Origin of the sequence: Chitinophaga vietnamensis, from assembly GCF_902167635.1 — a bacterium.
In the GTDB taxonomy this organism is placed as follows: domain Bacteria; phylum Bacteroidota; class Bacteroidia; order Chitinophagales; family Chitinophagaceae; genus Chitinophaga; species Chitinophaga vietnamensis.
Map to the genome: position 1 here is coordinate 1 of NZ_CABHMS010000008.1, position 14,039 is coordinate 14,039.

Consider the following 14,039-nt stretch of genomic DNA (forward strand, 5'->3'; position numbering starts at 1 on the left):
TCGCGGGGCCCTTCTCTTTTATTTAAAAATAATGTTAAAACTCGCCCCCTGCTGTTACATATTCCCTCTTTCCACGTCTAACAGGTACTAATTAAATCAAAAAGGAGGGACCATGAAAAAGCTGGGGTTAATAATGGCCGGTATAGCGCTGATGGCTGCTACGGCCTGTACAAGCACAAAAGTTACTTCATCCTGGAAGGCCAATGATGCGCAACGTCTGGAAAAAGATAACCGCATTATGGTGATGGCGTTAGTGCCCGAAAAAGACCGCACCCTGCGCAGCCAGATGGAAAATTATACTGTTTCAGAACTACGCAGAAAAGGCTATAACGCCGTGTCTGCGCTACAGGAATATGGTCCGCAAGGATTTGGAAAGATGGGCGAAAAACAGGTGCTGAACCAAATGAAAGGTAGTAATGTCAACCAGGTGATGACCATCGTGATGCTCGATAAAGGCCGCGAACGCAGTTATGTACCGGGCTATGTTTATCAGCCGTATGGCTACTGGGGCTTCTGGCCCTACTATTCCGCCTGGTATTCCAGGATGTATTCTCCAGGGTATTATACTGTTAACACCAAGTATCAGTGGGAAGGAAACCTGTATGACCTGAACAGCGGACAGCTGCTGTATTCCGTACAATCACGGTCTTTTGACCCGCCTACCACCGAAAGAATGGCGGTGTTGTATGCACAACAGGTAGTGAAAGATATGGCGCGACAGCAACTCCTGGCGCGTAATTAACAAAAGCGGAAAGTCTGACGGCTTTCCGCTTTTTTTTGTATGTTTAATCCCCTTTTAATCCGGCTATGTTCGAAATACCCGTCAGTGAAACAATATACCTGAAGCAGCTGCAACCCCAGGATGCGCCGCTTGTATTCAAGCAGTTGGATGAATCCCGTAAACACCTGCGCAAATTCCTGCCCTGGGTAGATTACAACACTAATGAAGAGCATTCCCTCCGGTTCATTCAACTGATGAAACGCAAAACAGAAGAACAGGAAGCCGTGGCATTCGGCATCTGGAGCAATCGTCAGTTTTGCGGCGTCATCGACCTGCATGAATGGGATCACCAGTTGCAGAAAGCCGAGATCGGCTACTGGATCGGTGAATCATTCCAGGGGCAAGGCATTGCCACCGCCGCCTGCAAAGCCTTGATCAATTTCGCTTTCAAGAAACTGCGGTTGAACAAAGTCGAGATCCGGTTCGTATTGCAAAATGAGCGCAGCGGGCAGATACCCATCAAGCTGGGATTCAGCAAGGAAGGCATTTTGCGGCACAGCGCCAAGCTGCACGGCCAGTATGTGGATATGGTAGTAATGGGCGTATTACGGCAGGACTGGAAATACTAGACCTCCTGCGAACCCGCAGCCAGCTTGCGTACACGGCTGTTCTTCTTCCCATAAGTGTAATAGACGATCATCCCGATACCCATCCATACAATCAATCTCACCCAGGTATCCCATGGCAGAAATACCATCATGCACACGCAGCACAATATCCCCATGATCGGTACAAACGGCACCCATGGCGTTTTGAAGGCACGTGGCGCATCGGGCATAGAGTAGCGCATCATCCATACGCCGGCGCATACGATCACGAAAGCGAGCAAGGTACCGATGCTGGTCATCTCCCCTACTACTTTTAAAGGCACCAGCGCCGCAAAAAGGCTGATGAAGACGCAGAACAGGATGTTGGATTTCCATGGCGTGCGGAAACGGGGATGTATATCCGAAAATACTTTTGGCAGCAGGCCATCTTTCGACATGGCGTAGAACACGCGCGACTGCCCCAGGAGGTCCACCAGTATCACCGACGTATAGCCGATGATGATAGCCAGCACAATGATCTGCCCGAGCCATTTGTAGGGCGTGTGCGAGATGGCGATGGCCACCGGCGCGCCACTGTCTTTGAATTCAGTATAAGGAGCGAGGCCCGTCATCACATGGGAGAAGAGGATGAACAGTACGGTGCAGATGGCGAGAGAGCCAAGGATGCCGATGGGCATGTTGCGCCGCGGGTTTTTGGTTTCCTGTGCGGCGGTGCTCACAATGTCGAATCCGAGGAATACAAAGAACACTACGCCGGCGCCACGAAGTACGCCGGAGAGGCCAAATTCGCCCAGGGCGCCGGTATTGGCGGGAATATACGGATGATGGTTGGCCGGCTGCATATACTGCCAGCCCAGTGCGATGAAAAGCAATACCACGCCCACTTTCAGCGATACTACTACTGCATTCCAGATGGCGGAGCCTTTGGTGCCCCGCATCAATATGATCGACATGAGCACTACCACCAATGCTGCGGGTAAATTGATAATGCCGTGCAACTGCTCGCCAGTGGCCAGTTTGAAGGTTTCAAATGGAGAATGCAGCCAGCGTTCCGGCAGGTAAATATTGTAGTAGTTCAGGAACTTCACGAGGTAGTTAGACCAGCTGATAGACACGGTGGCTGCGCCCACAGAAAATTCCAGTACAAGATCCCAGCCGATGATCCAGGCGAAAAGCTCGCCCATAGTGGTATAGGCATAGGTGTAGGCGCTGCCTGCGATCGGGATCATGGAAGCAAATTCGGCGTAACACAAGCCTGCAAAGGCACAGCCGATGGCCGCTACGATGAACGACAAGGTCACTGCCGGTCCGGCATTGTTGGCGGCGGCCATACCGGTGAGAGAGAACAGGCCCGCGCCAATGATCACACCCAGGCCGAGCATCACCAGCTGAAAGCCGCTGAGCGTGCGTTTCAGGGTATGGGTGTTTTCCTCGCCAGATTCGGCCAGCAGCCATTTGAGCGGCTTTTTGTAGTATTGCTTCATTATTACTCTACTGTTTTAGTGGACTAATTGGCCGCAAAGGTAGGATAAAAAATTTACGGATTTATGGATTTACGGATTTATGAATGTGAGGATTGATCAAATTCTCACATTCATAAATCCGTAAATCCGAAAATTATCGATCAGATGTCGCAGATATGAACGCCTTGGCTGAGGGAGGCGATCTTGTCGGTATGTTTAGGGATGAACTCCTGTGCCACAAAGCCTTTGAAGCCGGTATCATAGATAGCGCGCATAATGGCCGGGTAGTACAGTTCCTGTGTTTCGTCGATTTCATTGCGGCCTGGTACGCCGCCGGTGTGGTAATGTGCGATGTATTCGTGGTGGTCGCGGATATTGCGGATCACATCTCCTTCCATGATCTGCATATGATAGATATCGTATAGCAGTTTGAAGTTGGCGGAGCCGACGGATTTGCAGAGTTCCACGCCCCAGGCGGTGTGATCGCATTGATAGTCGTGGTGATCTACTTTACTGTTCAGCAGTTCCATCACGAGGTTTACTTTTTTCTTTTCTGCGTAGCCGATGATGCGTTGCAGGCCTTTGGTGCAGTTTTCGATGCCTTGCTGATCGGAGAGGCCGTTGCGGTTACCGGAGAAGCAGATCAGGTTGGTGAAGCCGGCTTTGGCCGTTTCATCGATATAGTGTTTGAAATAAGTTTCCAGTTTATCGTGGTGGGCGGGATTGTTGAATCCGCGGGTGATGCCCCATTCCGGTCCGTTGCTGGCCACCATGGCGCAGATGAGGTCATTCTTTTTCAGAATATCAAAATCTTTAGGGTCCACCAGGTCGATGGAGGTGATACCGATCTTCTTGGCGGCCTTGCACAGGTCGTCCAGTGGTATCGGGTAGCACCAGGCGCAAACGGAGTGGTTGATCTTTCCTTTTAGTTTTTCATCGACGGCGGCATCGTGGGCGGATACCCGGCCGGCAAGGGAAGATAACGCGGTGGAAGCAACAGCCATTGTGGCTACTTTCTTGATCATATCGCGGCGCGAATTTTCGTGAGGCATAAAAATCTTGGCTTTAAACGCCATGAATTTAGGTCAAAATCCGGGTAGTTGCAAGCTTGCGATAATGAATTAACTTTGGTAAGTTATTTGTTTAATTACCGAAAAGCGGAGATGGAAATGGACAAAAAGCATATACCCAATTTATGGGTTTGCATACTGATGGACCTCCTGGGTTGTGCCAGTTATGCAATCCCCTTGCTGGGCGAAGCCAGCGACGTGATATGGGCGCCGATATCTGCGTTTATCTTCTACCGTATGTTTGGCGGTACCCTTGGTACTTTCGGCGGCTTCTTCAACTTCCTGGAAGAGCTGTTCCCGGGCACTGACTTCATCCCTACTTTCACAATTTCCTGGATCATCAAGCGCATCATGGCTACAGAAGTGACACCGCCGGGTAAAACAGCTTAAGCGCTATTACATATTAATGATGACAGCGCCCGCCGGCGAGGCTACTGCCGGCGCTTGTTGTGCCGTCGGGAATCTCCTTAAAAAATAAGTGAAGCTGATCATGAAATACTGCTTCAGCGTGTTTGTTCTCACATCTTCAATATAAGTACTGTGCGCTGTTCTCATTACACTCACATACTGGCGGAGGATGTCAAAACACTGCAGCTTAACGAGGCCCTGTTCCTTTGACAGCAAGGTTTTGGCGATACTGGCATTCCACAAGGTAGAAGTGAGGTTGTAACCCGCGGCACGTCCCCTGCTCATATTACAGGTAACATCGCTGGCGATGATGACACCTTTAGGCAACCTGAACTTGCCATCTACAATAACAGCATAATCAAAATAGTTGGTAGCAGGCGTAAGCGGCAAACTATAGCGGGTAGTGTTATAGCTTACATTCCCACTTAATGCGAGATCCAGCCCGTCCAGCGCCACATAATTAATCCCGATATTTTGCGACAATTGCATATTGCTGCTATGGTTAAGCGTACCATTGATATAATTCACATCCCGTACAAAATTCATTGAGGTGGTGGAATTGAGGTTAATGGTTTTTTTCGGCAGTTGCGTCAGTGAAAAAGGAATCAGGGGCACAGAGGTATTAACTGATGCCAGCACACTGTAAGCGCCATTTACGTTTTCCGGCCTGCTTACCTGCACGCCGCTATCGAGGCGGGTAGCAGCAATGATCTTGTTGGATGAAAAAGTGGAGTTTAATGTTACGAATAAGTTGCTGCCCTTTTCTGCATTGAAGCGAGTGTACTGACCCCCGATCATGCTGGTAAATGAAGGCTTCAGATCAGGATTTCCGAGTTGAATATACAGCGGGTTGCTATGATCCGGAACGGGTTGCAACTGTTGCGCAGTGGGCTGTTGCGACATCCCGGAATAACTGAGCATCAGGCGTGTGCCTGGAGCCGGGGAGTAGTTGAAGTTCGCAGTTGGAGAGATGTTTATGGCACGTTGCTGTACAATGCTATCCTGGTGCGTTTTAAATGAGTAGATGTTATTTTTCAAGTCATTGGCCACTACTCCCATCCCTACGGAATAATCATACTTCGTTTTCTGAGCACGAAAGGAAAGACTGGCATTCTGGTTGACAGTATTGCTGCCCAGGATATTGCTCAGCGTATCGTTCAGCGTGTTGTAGACCTGTTTTGCGTGATCGTAATCGTAGGCATATCGGGCATTACTACCATGGGTTGATGTGATAGTATAAGATGCTTGCAGGTAGTGATCTTTGAATATGGGCTCTGAATAGTTGATATAACCGCCTACGCTGTTGTTTTTGTTGCTGATATCATATTGCTGGTTGAAAATAGTAGTGGTAGGCGTGCTGCTGTTAAAAAAGCGCGTGGTAGACTTGTTAAAGTTCAGCTGGTCGCCATTTGTGTTGACCAGCATCAGCGTGGCGGCCAGCGACCGCCCTGGTTTTTTGAAGCGGTACATATAGGTCAGGCGGGTTTGCAGATTTTTCGTATGCCCGTCACCGTTATTGAGGGTATTGCCGGCATTGATGGTATCTTTATGTGCGTTCAGTGTATTATATCCGGAGATACTGTAGTTACTGTTGCTGGTAGAGGAGTAGATGGATTCCAGCATAAGTTTACTACTTGCGCTCATATCATAATCCAGGCGCGCCGTCAGGCCCTGGCTGACATTGTGGGCGAGTGTCTGCGAGCCGGAGTTATTCAGGATGGAGCTGTCTTCCATAAAAGTTTGTTTGACAGATTGCTGGCTCATTTCATTCCGGGTATCGTTGCCGGTGTAGCTGACGTTCAGTCTCATTTTCTTATTGATCTCGCCGTTAATATTAAAGCCGCCTAAGCAGGTGCGATTGGCGCCGCTTCCGCCAGGGCTGAATATCGCGAATGAGCCGGTGCCGCCCTCCTGTCCCCGGCCATTTACGTTGTTACCGCCGCCTTGTACAGACACCTGCAAGGTTTGGTACCACAGGTTCAGGTTCATGTTGGCAGAGAAGCGGTCGTTGGTACCATATCCGCCGGAAAGGCTGCCAAACATACCTTTCAGCCGGTTCTTCTTCACCACAATGTTGATCACCTTCTCCCGCTTTCCATCATCTACCTTGGTAAACTCCGCTTCGTCGGACTTTTTATCGATCACCTGTACTTTATCAACAATTTCGGTAGGCAGATTTTTGGTGGCGGCCTGTGGATCGTTGCCGAAGAAGGGCTTGCCGTTTACGAGCACCCTGGATACTATCTGGCCATGTGCAGTAATGGTACCGGCGCGGTCTACCGCCACGCCCGGCAGTCTTTTGAGCAGGTCCTCCACCACGGCATTGGGGCGGGTTTTAAAGGAGCCGGCATTGTATTCTACCGTATCTTTCTTTACAACGATCGGTGGCCGTTCGTCCTGTATTTCCACGGTTTTGAGGTCTACGCCTTTGCGCAGCATGGCGATATCGCCCAAATCGATAAGGCGTTTGTCTTTATCAATGATGAGGGGTTTGTAGACGGATTTATAGCCCATAAAACTGAGGTAAAGGAGATAGTTACCATCCTCCAATCCACTGATCTCGAAGCGGCCCTGGTTGTCGCCCATGGCGATAGCGGCCACGGTAGAGTCTTTGACATGCAGTAATGCCACGGTAGCAGCCGGAAGTATCTCTTTTGAGTTGTGATCGGTAAGCCGGCCGGTAATCTTTCCTTGTCCGTATACCTGGTAAGCAGGCAGCACAATGCCCAGGCATAATACTAACAGTACCAATTGTAATTTGTGAATGATGGATCGACTTTCTACCATAATGGCCTAATAATAATAAAGAAACGTGTATAAATCAGGGCATACCGTATAAGCGGCAAGGCCCGCAGATACTGTCTCTGCGGGCCTTGCTGCTGATGCTGCGCGGTATGATCAGAATCGCTCCTGTATCATCCCTCCTCCCCTCATCCCGCGGGGGAAGTTCATTCTTATATCTCTCATGCCCTTGTTGTCTTTACTATTGGCAAACTTGTTAAGAAAATAGGTGAAGCTGATCATAAAATAATTTTGTAAAACATTGCTCTTGACATCTTCGATGTAGTTATCGTTCACGTTACGGGTCACGCTCACGTACTGGTGGAGGAGGTCGAAGCCCTGCAGCTTGATAAGCCCCTGCTTCTTCGGGAATACGTATTTGGCAATGTTGGCGTTCAACATGGTGGAAGTAAGGTTATAGCCGGCGGTGCGGCCTCTGCTCATGGTGCAAGTAACATCGCTGCCGATCATGAAGCCCAGCGGCAGGTTGACATTGAAATCGGCATTGAGCGAGTAGTCGAAATAGTTAGTGTTAGGCGTTTGCGCCAACGTATAGCGGGTAGAGTTATAGTTGATGCTACCGCCTGCGGATACATCCAGCAGCTCCTTGTAGGTGTAGTTTACATTCAAGCCTTGCATAATTTGGAAGCTGTTGGTGTAATTGAGCGTACCATTGGTGATGTTCACATCCCGGCCATAAGAGATGCTGGTGCTGGTGTTGAGGCTCTGGCCCGGCGTTCTCGACAGCGGGATGGAGTTATGCAGCATACCCTGGATATTGTAATAACCATTTACGTTCACCGGTTTGCTGGTTTGTACGCCACTGTCCAGGCGGGTAGAGTTGATGATCCTGTTGGTGATGAAAGAAGCATTCAACACGGCGAACATACCCCTGAATGTGGTATTGTTAAACTGGTTATAGTTGGCGCGTAGCGTGTTGGTGAAAGCGGGCTTCAGATCGGGGTTGCCGAGCTGGATGTACAGCGGGTTGCTGTTGTCGGGAACAGGCTGTAACTGTTGCACGGTGGGTTGCTGCGTGGTGCCGCTATAGTATATGCGTAAGCGTTTGTTTTTAGCAAAGGTATAGTTGAAAGATGCGCTGGGTGCGAAGTTTACCGTACGTTGCTGTATCAGGCTGTCGCGGTTGGTACGGTAAGAATGGGTGGTATTATCAAGATTATTGAATACCACATTAAGGCCGAAGGTATAATCATACTTCAGCTTTTGCGTATGCAGGTTGAGGCCTGCCACCTGGTTGATGGTGTTGTTCCTGAAAGCGTTGCTCAGCGAGTCGTTCAGCGTATTGTACGTTTCTTTGACATTGTCGAAATCATATGTGTGTTTGGTACTGTTGTTATTATATTTTGTGATGCCGTAATTTACTTCCAGGAAGCGGTCTTTGAATACCGGTTCGGTGTAGGTAAGGTTGGCGCCTATGCTGTTGCTGTTGCCATGTATCTCATTCCGCTGATCGAAGCTGGTATTGCTTTTGGGGCCGTCGCCGTTAAAGAACAGGGTATTGGATTTATTGAAATTCTGTTGGTCGTTCAGGCCATTGCTGAAGGTGATATTGGTGCTGAGCGTGCGTCCGGGTTTGTTGAAGCGTTTCCGGTACAGCAGGTTGCCACTAAGGGTTTGCGTGTTGCCGTGCCCGTCGTTGAAGGTGCTGCCGGAGTTGATGGTATCTTTATGGGCGTTCAGCGTTTGATATTGCGAAGAGCTGTAGCTGTTGCCGTTGGTGAATGAATACGTGGGGGCGAAGATGAAAGAGTTACTGGAGTCCAGCTGGTATTCCACGCGTGCCGACAGGCGATGGTTGGCATTGTCTGTCAGGTTCTGCGAATTGGAATTGTAGTAGATGGAGCTGTCTTTCAGAAAATTCTGTCTGGCGGATTGTTGTCTGAGATCGTTCCTGGTATCGTTAAAGAAATAGCTGCCGCTTACTCTCAGTTTTTTATTGAGGTCCTGGCTGAAATTGAGGCCGGTGTTCCAGTTGCGGGTGATGCCTGGATTGTTGCTGCTACCGAGGTTTTGCACCATTACGCGGCCGCCGCCTCTTCCTCCTGGGCCTCGGCCGCCGCTTCCGCTGCCTGCGTTGCTGAAGGCTATCTGGTCCTGGATGGTGTAACCGAGGTTATTGACGTTGTTGCCGCCTGCGAGCAATGATATTTGCTGGCTTTCGCGGATGCGGTTGAGGCTCATATTTATACCGAAACGATCGTCGGTGCCATAGCCTGCGGTGGCGCGACCGAACATGCCTTTCATCTTGTCTTTTTTCACAACGATATTGATGGCTTTTTCGGTCTGGCCATCGTCGATCTGTGTAAACTCGGCCTGGTCGGACTTCTTATCGATGATCTGTACTTTATCAACAATATTGGTAGGCAGGTTTTTGGTGGCGAGTTTAGGATCGTTGCCGAAGAAGGGTTTGCCGTTTACCAGCACTTTGGTAACAGATTGGCCTTGTGCCGTGATGGCGCCATCTTTATCGACGGTAACGCCAGGGAGTTTTTTTAGCAGGTCTTCTACTACTGCATTCTCGCGGGTTTTGAAGACGTCGGCATTAAATTCCAGGGTATCTTTCTTCACAACGATCGGCGGCTTTTCATCGAGTATCTCTACGCCTTTAAGGTCTACGCCTTTGTGATCCATGGCGATGTTGCCAAGGGTAACCAGTTTGTTGCCGGCATTGATGGTAACAGGTTTATAGACGGGTTTGTATCCCATGAAGCTGAGGTAGAGGCGATAGCTGCCATCGTCTATATCACTGATTTCAAAATTGCCTTTGTTATCAGAGATGGCGGTAGCGGCTACAGTAGAATCTTTGGCGTGGAGGAGCACAACGGTGGCTGCAGGCAAGGCTTCTTTGGTGGTCTTGTCTGTAAGCTGACCTTTAATCTTTCCTTGCTGGGCCTGCGCCCGGGTGTGGATAAGCCCCAGGCACAGTACCAGCAGTAATGGTAGCGTTTTATTCATAAATAGCATTGACAGCGAAGAGAAAGATAGGGATCGATTTTAATTTTGTGGTTGCCGTTGACGGAATTTTTCCATTTCCTGTCTTCTGATGTTCCTCATTTCTTCCGGGCTTATTTTCTGTGCGTCGGCGGGCAGGGTAAGCTCGGTGTCGTTAACGGCTTGCAGGTTCACGCTTTTGGCGGTGAAGCCGCGTTTGCTGCCTTCGGCGGCGAGTACAACGGCGTTGCTGTCGGGCAGGAGGCCGTTGATCGGCGAAAAGCTGAAGGGCAGGTCGGTGGTGTACCACACGGTGTAGGTATCGTCTTTCAGTTGTACAGTGGCCTTTTTACAGGTGTATCCGGCTATTTTTTTAGTTTTGGAAGAAGGATTTTTGTCGGGAGTGATGATAAAATCTTCTTCTGTGTAATAGGTTTTCTTGTCATCACCGAAAGTAGAAAATACCAACAGGTATTTTTTATGTTCCAGGTCGATGTACTGGGTATTATTACGGCCGGCGAAGGCGCCACCCCGGCGTATGTTGCTGGTATCGGCTCCGGGTCGTGTTCTGGTGAAGCCGGGCATTTCGGGGCGCTGTGTGGTGAGCTTGCCATTGTTATTGCTGAAAGTGAAGGTTTGATTGAAGGTGATCACATCCGGCATCTCCGGAGCTTCGCCACCATCGCCGCCGCGCTGGAAGAAGCGCATGCGTTCGGGATCGGTTTTGGCCGTTACTTCATATGCTATCACGCCGGCGCGCTGGGCCATCAGCGGCTGTGCGGCGGGCAGCAGTGCTGCTGCCAGGAGAAAACAGGTAATGCGGTTCATGACGGGATGTTTTTATATTACAAAAATCTCCACTCCTGTCCGTTTTTTTGGTTAAAAAGGATTATTTACTGTTAATTATTGTTAAGGATATATCCGCTTTCACGGCGGATTGGATAGCTTTGTCAAGATTAATCATCATTCATGCGCCAAAGAATCAGAAACATCCTGACACTGATGTGTGTCTGTATCCTGGGGATCTTCCTCTTCCAGGGCTATTGGTTGTTCAATTCCTACCGCATCCGGGAAGAGCAGTTTGGCAAAGAGATCAACGACGCCCTGCGCAGCGCGGTGTTTAACCAGCAGTTCTCTGATGTGCGCCGCTATATCCGCTATTACGGCAAGGATAAAGACTCCATGCGGATGCCTATCCGCGGCTTTGCCGTGCAGCTGGACGAGATCGGCGAACCTGGCAAAGGCCCCGGTTTTAATGTGCATTTCCGCGGCCCGCGCGATCACGACGGCAAGCCCGGCCTGCCGCCAGACGAGTTCCGTGGCGACTCACGGGCACGTATATACGCAGATACGCTGGCCCGCCAGATATCTGAATTTCTTATCACCAACCACCTGCATAACGATAGCTCCGCACTCAAAAAACTCGATTCGGTATTCAAAGCGGAACTCAACAACCGCCAGATCAATACTCCTTACCGCCTCGATACGTTTCATATGAGCTACAGCGGCTTTGAAAGGGAGAGCTTCCGCGACAGCATCCGCCGCCGCGAACCAAGGCAAACCCGCAAGATACCTTTCAATCCCGCCAGCAACCTCTTTGTACAGGCCAGCTTCGATTCTCCCCTGCAATTTATCCTGCAGAAGATGATGTGGACGCTCGTCACCTCTGTATTATTGCTCGCGCTGACAGTAATGAGCTTCATTTATATGTTGCGCACCATCCTCAAGCAAAAGCGCCTCTCTGAAGTGAAGAACGACTTCATCAACAATATGACCCATGAGCTGAAAACGCCCATTGCTACCGTGTCTGCCGCCGTGGAAGCCTTGCAGAATTTCAATGCGCTCAACGACCAACGGAAAACACAAGCCTATCTTGATATCTCCCGGAATGAACTGCAACGCCTCTCTGACCTCGTGGAGAAAGTATTGCATATCGCCGCAGAAGAAAAAGAAGATATAGAACTGTTCAAAGAACCTACGGACCTGAACGAAGTTATTGATAACATCCTGTCGAACCACCAGCTCAAAGCCACCAAACCTTTACAGTTACGTTACGACAACCATCTGAAGCATGATACTGTTAATGTAGACAAGGCGCATCTGTCCAACGCTATCAATAACCTGGTGGACAATGCCATCAAGTATTCCGGCGATCAGGCGCAGGTGTATATCCAGAGCAGTGAAGATGGCGGTATGTTGCAGATCAAAGTGAAAGATAATGGCATCGGTATCCCGAAAGTATACCAGGATAATATCTTTGATAAATTCTTCCGGGTGCCTACCGGCAACCTGCACAATGTAAAGGGTTTCGGGCTGGGCCTCAGCTATGTGAAGAAGATCGTGGAGATGCATGGCGGCACTATCCGCGTTCATAGTGAACCCGATAAAGGCACGGAATTTATCATTGCCATTCCGGCCGCGTAATAATATCTACCTAAAATTCGACTATGGCGAAAGTATTACTGATAGAAGATGAATGGCAGCTTGGCCAGATCGTGAAAGACAGTCTGGAGATGCGTGGATTCAATATGTTCTATGCCGCCGATGGCAAGGAAGGCCTGCGGCTTTATCAGCAGGAACATCCCGATGTGGTAGTGCTGGATATCATGATGCCCAACATGGACGGCTTTACGGTTACCTCCGAAATACGCAAGCAAGACAAGCTCACGCCGATCATCTTCCTCACCGCCAAATCACAGACGGCCGATGTGGTGAAAGGATTTGAGCTGGGCGGCAACGACTACCTCAAAAAGCCTTTCAGCATGGACGAACTGATCGTGCGGATCAAAGCGCTGCTGAAGCGTTTCGGCGATCAGCCCGCACAGCGGGAACCGGAAGAAGGCGCCGTAGGCATCGGGCAATACCTGTTCAACTACACCAAACAAACCCTTACCCGCAATAATGTTACTGAATTCCTCTCCCACCGCGAAGCCGAGATACTACGCCGCCTCTACGATAACAAAAATGAGGTGATGGAGCGCAAAACAGTGCTGCTGGACCTCTGGGGCGATGATAACTTCTTCAATGCCCGCAGCATGGATGTGTTTATCACCAAGCTAAGGAGATACCTGAAAGACGATACGCGGGTGCAGATCGTTAATATCAGAGGGGTGGGCTACAAACTCATCTTCTAAATGCCGCTGCTTACTTCCGCCATGGCAGGATCTATCTCAAACGTAATGCTCACGCGGGTTCCGCCGGCCTGCTGCGTTTCTCCGAAGAGGTCTTCTATTTCAATATGGCAATGCGAGTTGAACATGGTGCGGTACAGCTCCATCCTTTCCATGCACAGTTCAATACCTTTCGACTGATACCCTGATTTAAGGCCTTCGTTGTTGCGCCTGGAAGCGTGGTGGCGGCCGATGCCATTATCTTCCACTTCGCATAGCAGCAGGTTTTGCGGCAGGAGGCGCCATTGCACGAGCAGCTGGCGGGGACCATCTTCCTTGTTCATGAGACCATGCCAGATGGCGTTTTCCAGGAAGGGCTGTATCAGCATGCCCGGCACCAAAGTGGCGGTGGTGGCTATTTCGGGGTCTATCCGTATCGTATATTCGAAGGCGTTATTGGTGCGGAGCCGTTCAAGGCGAAGGTAATACTCCAGCAGGTCGATCTCTTCTTTGAGGGAGATGAAATGTTTGTCGGACAACACGAGCACCATGCGCAACATCCTGGCGAGGCCGGAGATATATTCATGTGCGCGGCTATCTTCGCCGGTGATGATCGCATTATGGATGCCGTTGAGGCAATTGAAAAGGAAGTGCGGATTCACCTGCGACTTGAGCGATACCAGTTTGGTAGCGGCCAGCTGACGCTGTATCCTGGCCAGTTCCGCCGACATATGGGTGGCCCGGCGCGCCAGGGCTTCCTGCTGGTGCAAGGCGGCCTTGTAACGTTTTCTGTATTGAAGGAAAAGCATCAAAAAGATCACCGCAACGGCCAGCAGGATGATCAGTGCAACAGTGTAGCGCTCCGCAGACATAAGACCAATTCGAATGAAAATATACGAATTAAGTAGCAATCAGGAAATCCTGAA

General features: G+C 49.9%; 11 protein-coding genes. 5 read left to right on the forward strand and 6 right to left on the reverse strand.

Annotated elements, in window-relative coordinates:
* The first annotated feature begins 112 nt into the window (after nucleotides 1-112).
* Together FPG75_RS20300 and FPG75_RS20305 are read left to right on the forward strand one after the other, a co-directional pair.
* Entirely contained in the window at nucleotides 113-742 is a 630-nt protein-coding gene (locus tag FPG75_RS20300; RefSeq protein ID WP_143309340.1) for a hypothetical protein, read from the forward strand.
* Nucleotides 743-807: 65 nt separating this feature from the next.
* Nucleotides 808-1,350 (forward strand): GNAT family N-acetyltransferase, encoded by a 543-nt coding sequence (locus FPG75_RS20305; RefSeq protein WP_143309342.1) that lies wholly within the window; start codon nucleotides 808-810, stop codon nucleotides 1,348-1,350.
* Here the strand turns inward: FPG75_RS20305 and FPG75_RS20310 are convergent.
* Both FPG75_RS20310 and FPG75_RS20315 read right to left on the reverse strand, forming a co-directional pair.
* Nucleotides 1,347-2,813 (reverse strand): amino acid permease, encoded by a 1,467-nt coding sequence (locus tag FPG75_RS20310; protein WP_143309343.1) that lies wholly within the window; start codon nucleotides 2,811-2,813, stop codon nucleotides 1,347-1,349. The genes FPG75_RS20305 and FPG75_RS20310 overlap by 4 nt on opposite strands.
* Nucleotides 2,814-2,953: 140 nt before the next feature.
* Nucleotides 2,954-3,844, reverse strand: coding sequence for a hydroxypyruvate isomerase family protein (locus FPG75_RS20315; protein ID WP_143309344.1), 891 nt, complete (start codon nucleotides 3,842-3,844; stop codon nucleotides 2,954-2,956).
* Between the two features lie 117 nt (nucleotides 3,845-3,961).
* On the opposite strand from FPG75_RS20315, the gene FPG75_RS20320 reads away from it, so the two are divergent.
* The gene (locus FPG75_RS20320) at nucleotides 3,962-4,252 is read left to right on the forward strand and encodes a hypothetical protein (RefSeq protein ID WP_201747993.1); all 291 of its coding nucleotides are present in this window, start codon (nucleotides 3,962-3,964) and stop codon (nucleotides 4,250-4,252) included.
* 6 nt (nucleotides 4,253-4,258) lie between these two features.
* Here FPG75_RS20320 and FPG75_RS20325 read toward each other — a convergent pair whose 3' ends face one another.
* The 3 genes from FPG75_RS20325 to FPG75_RS20335 all read right to left on the reverse strand — a co-directional run bounded on the left by FPG75_RS20325 (nucleotide 4,259) and on the right by FPG75_RS20335 (nucleotide 10,831).
* Nucleotides 4,259-7,057, reverse strand: a complete 2,799-nt coding sequence (locus FPG75_RS20325) for an outer membrane beta-barrel protein (protein ID WP_143309346.1) — start codon at nucleotides 7,055-7,057, stop codon at nucleotides 4,259-4,261.
* Between the two features lie 111 nt (nucleotides 7,058-7,168).
* On the reverse strand, nucleotides 7,169-10,027 hold the full coding sequence (locus tag FPG75_RS20330; RefSeq protein WP_161596863.1) for a TonB-dependent receptor: 2,859 nt from the start codon (nucleotides 10,025-10,027) through the stop codon (nucleotides 7,169-7,171).
* A gap of 39 nt (nucleotides 10,028-10,066) precedes the next feature.
* On the reverse strand, nucleotides 10,067-10,831 hold the full coding sequence (locus FPG75_RS20335; RefSeq protein WP_143309348.1) for a GLPGLI family protein: 765 nt from the start codon (nucleotides 10,829-10,831) through the stop codon (nucleotides 10,067-10,069).
* A gap of 141 nt (nucleotides 10,832-10,972) precedes the next feature.
* On the opposite strand from FPG75_RS20335, the gene FPG75_RS20340 reads away from it, so the two are divergent.
* Together FPG75_RS20340 and FPG75_RS20345 are read left to right on the forward strand one after the other, a co-directional pair.
* Nucleotides 10,973-12,427, forward strand: a complete 1,455-nt coding sequence (locus FPG75_RS20340; protein WP_143309349.1) for a sensor histidine kinase — start codon at nucleotides 10,973-10,975, stop codon at nucleotides 12,425-12,427.
* Between the two features lie 23 nt (nucleotides 12,428-12,450).
* The gene (locus FPG75_RS20345; protein WP_143309350.1) at nucleotides 12,451-13,137 is read left to right on the forward strand and encodes a response regulator transcription factor; all 687 of its coding nucleotides are present in this window, start codon (nucleotides 12,451-12,453) and stop codon (nucleotides 13,135-13,137) included.
* Here the strand turns inward: FPG75_RS20345 and FPG75_RS20350 are convergent.
* On the reverse strand, nucleotides 13,134-13,985 hold the full coding sequence (locus FPG75_RS20350) for a sensor histidine kinase (RefSeq protein ID WP_143309351.1): 852 nt from the start codon (nucleotides 13,983-13,985) through the stop codon (nucleotides 13,134-13,136). The genes FPG75_RS20345 and FPG75_RS20350 overlap by 4 nt on opposite strands.
* Nucleotides 13,986-14,039: the final 54 nt, after the last annotated feature.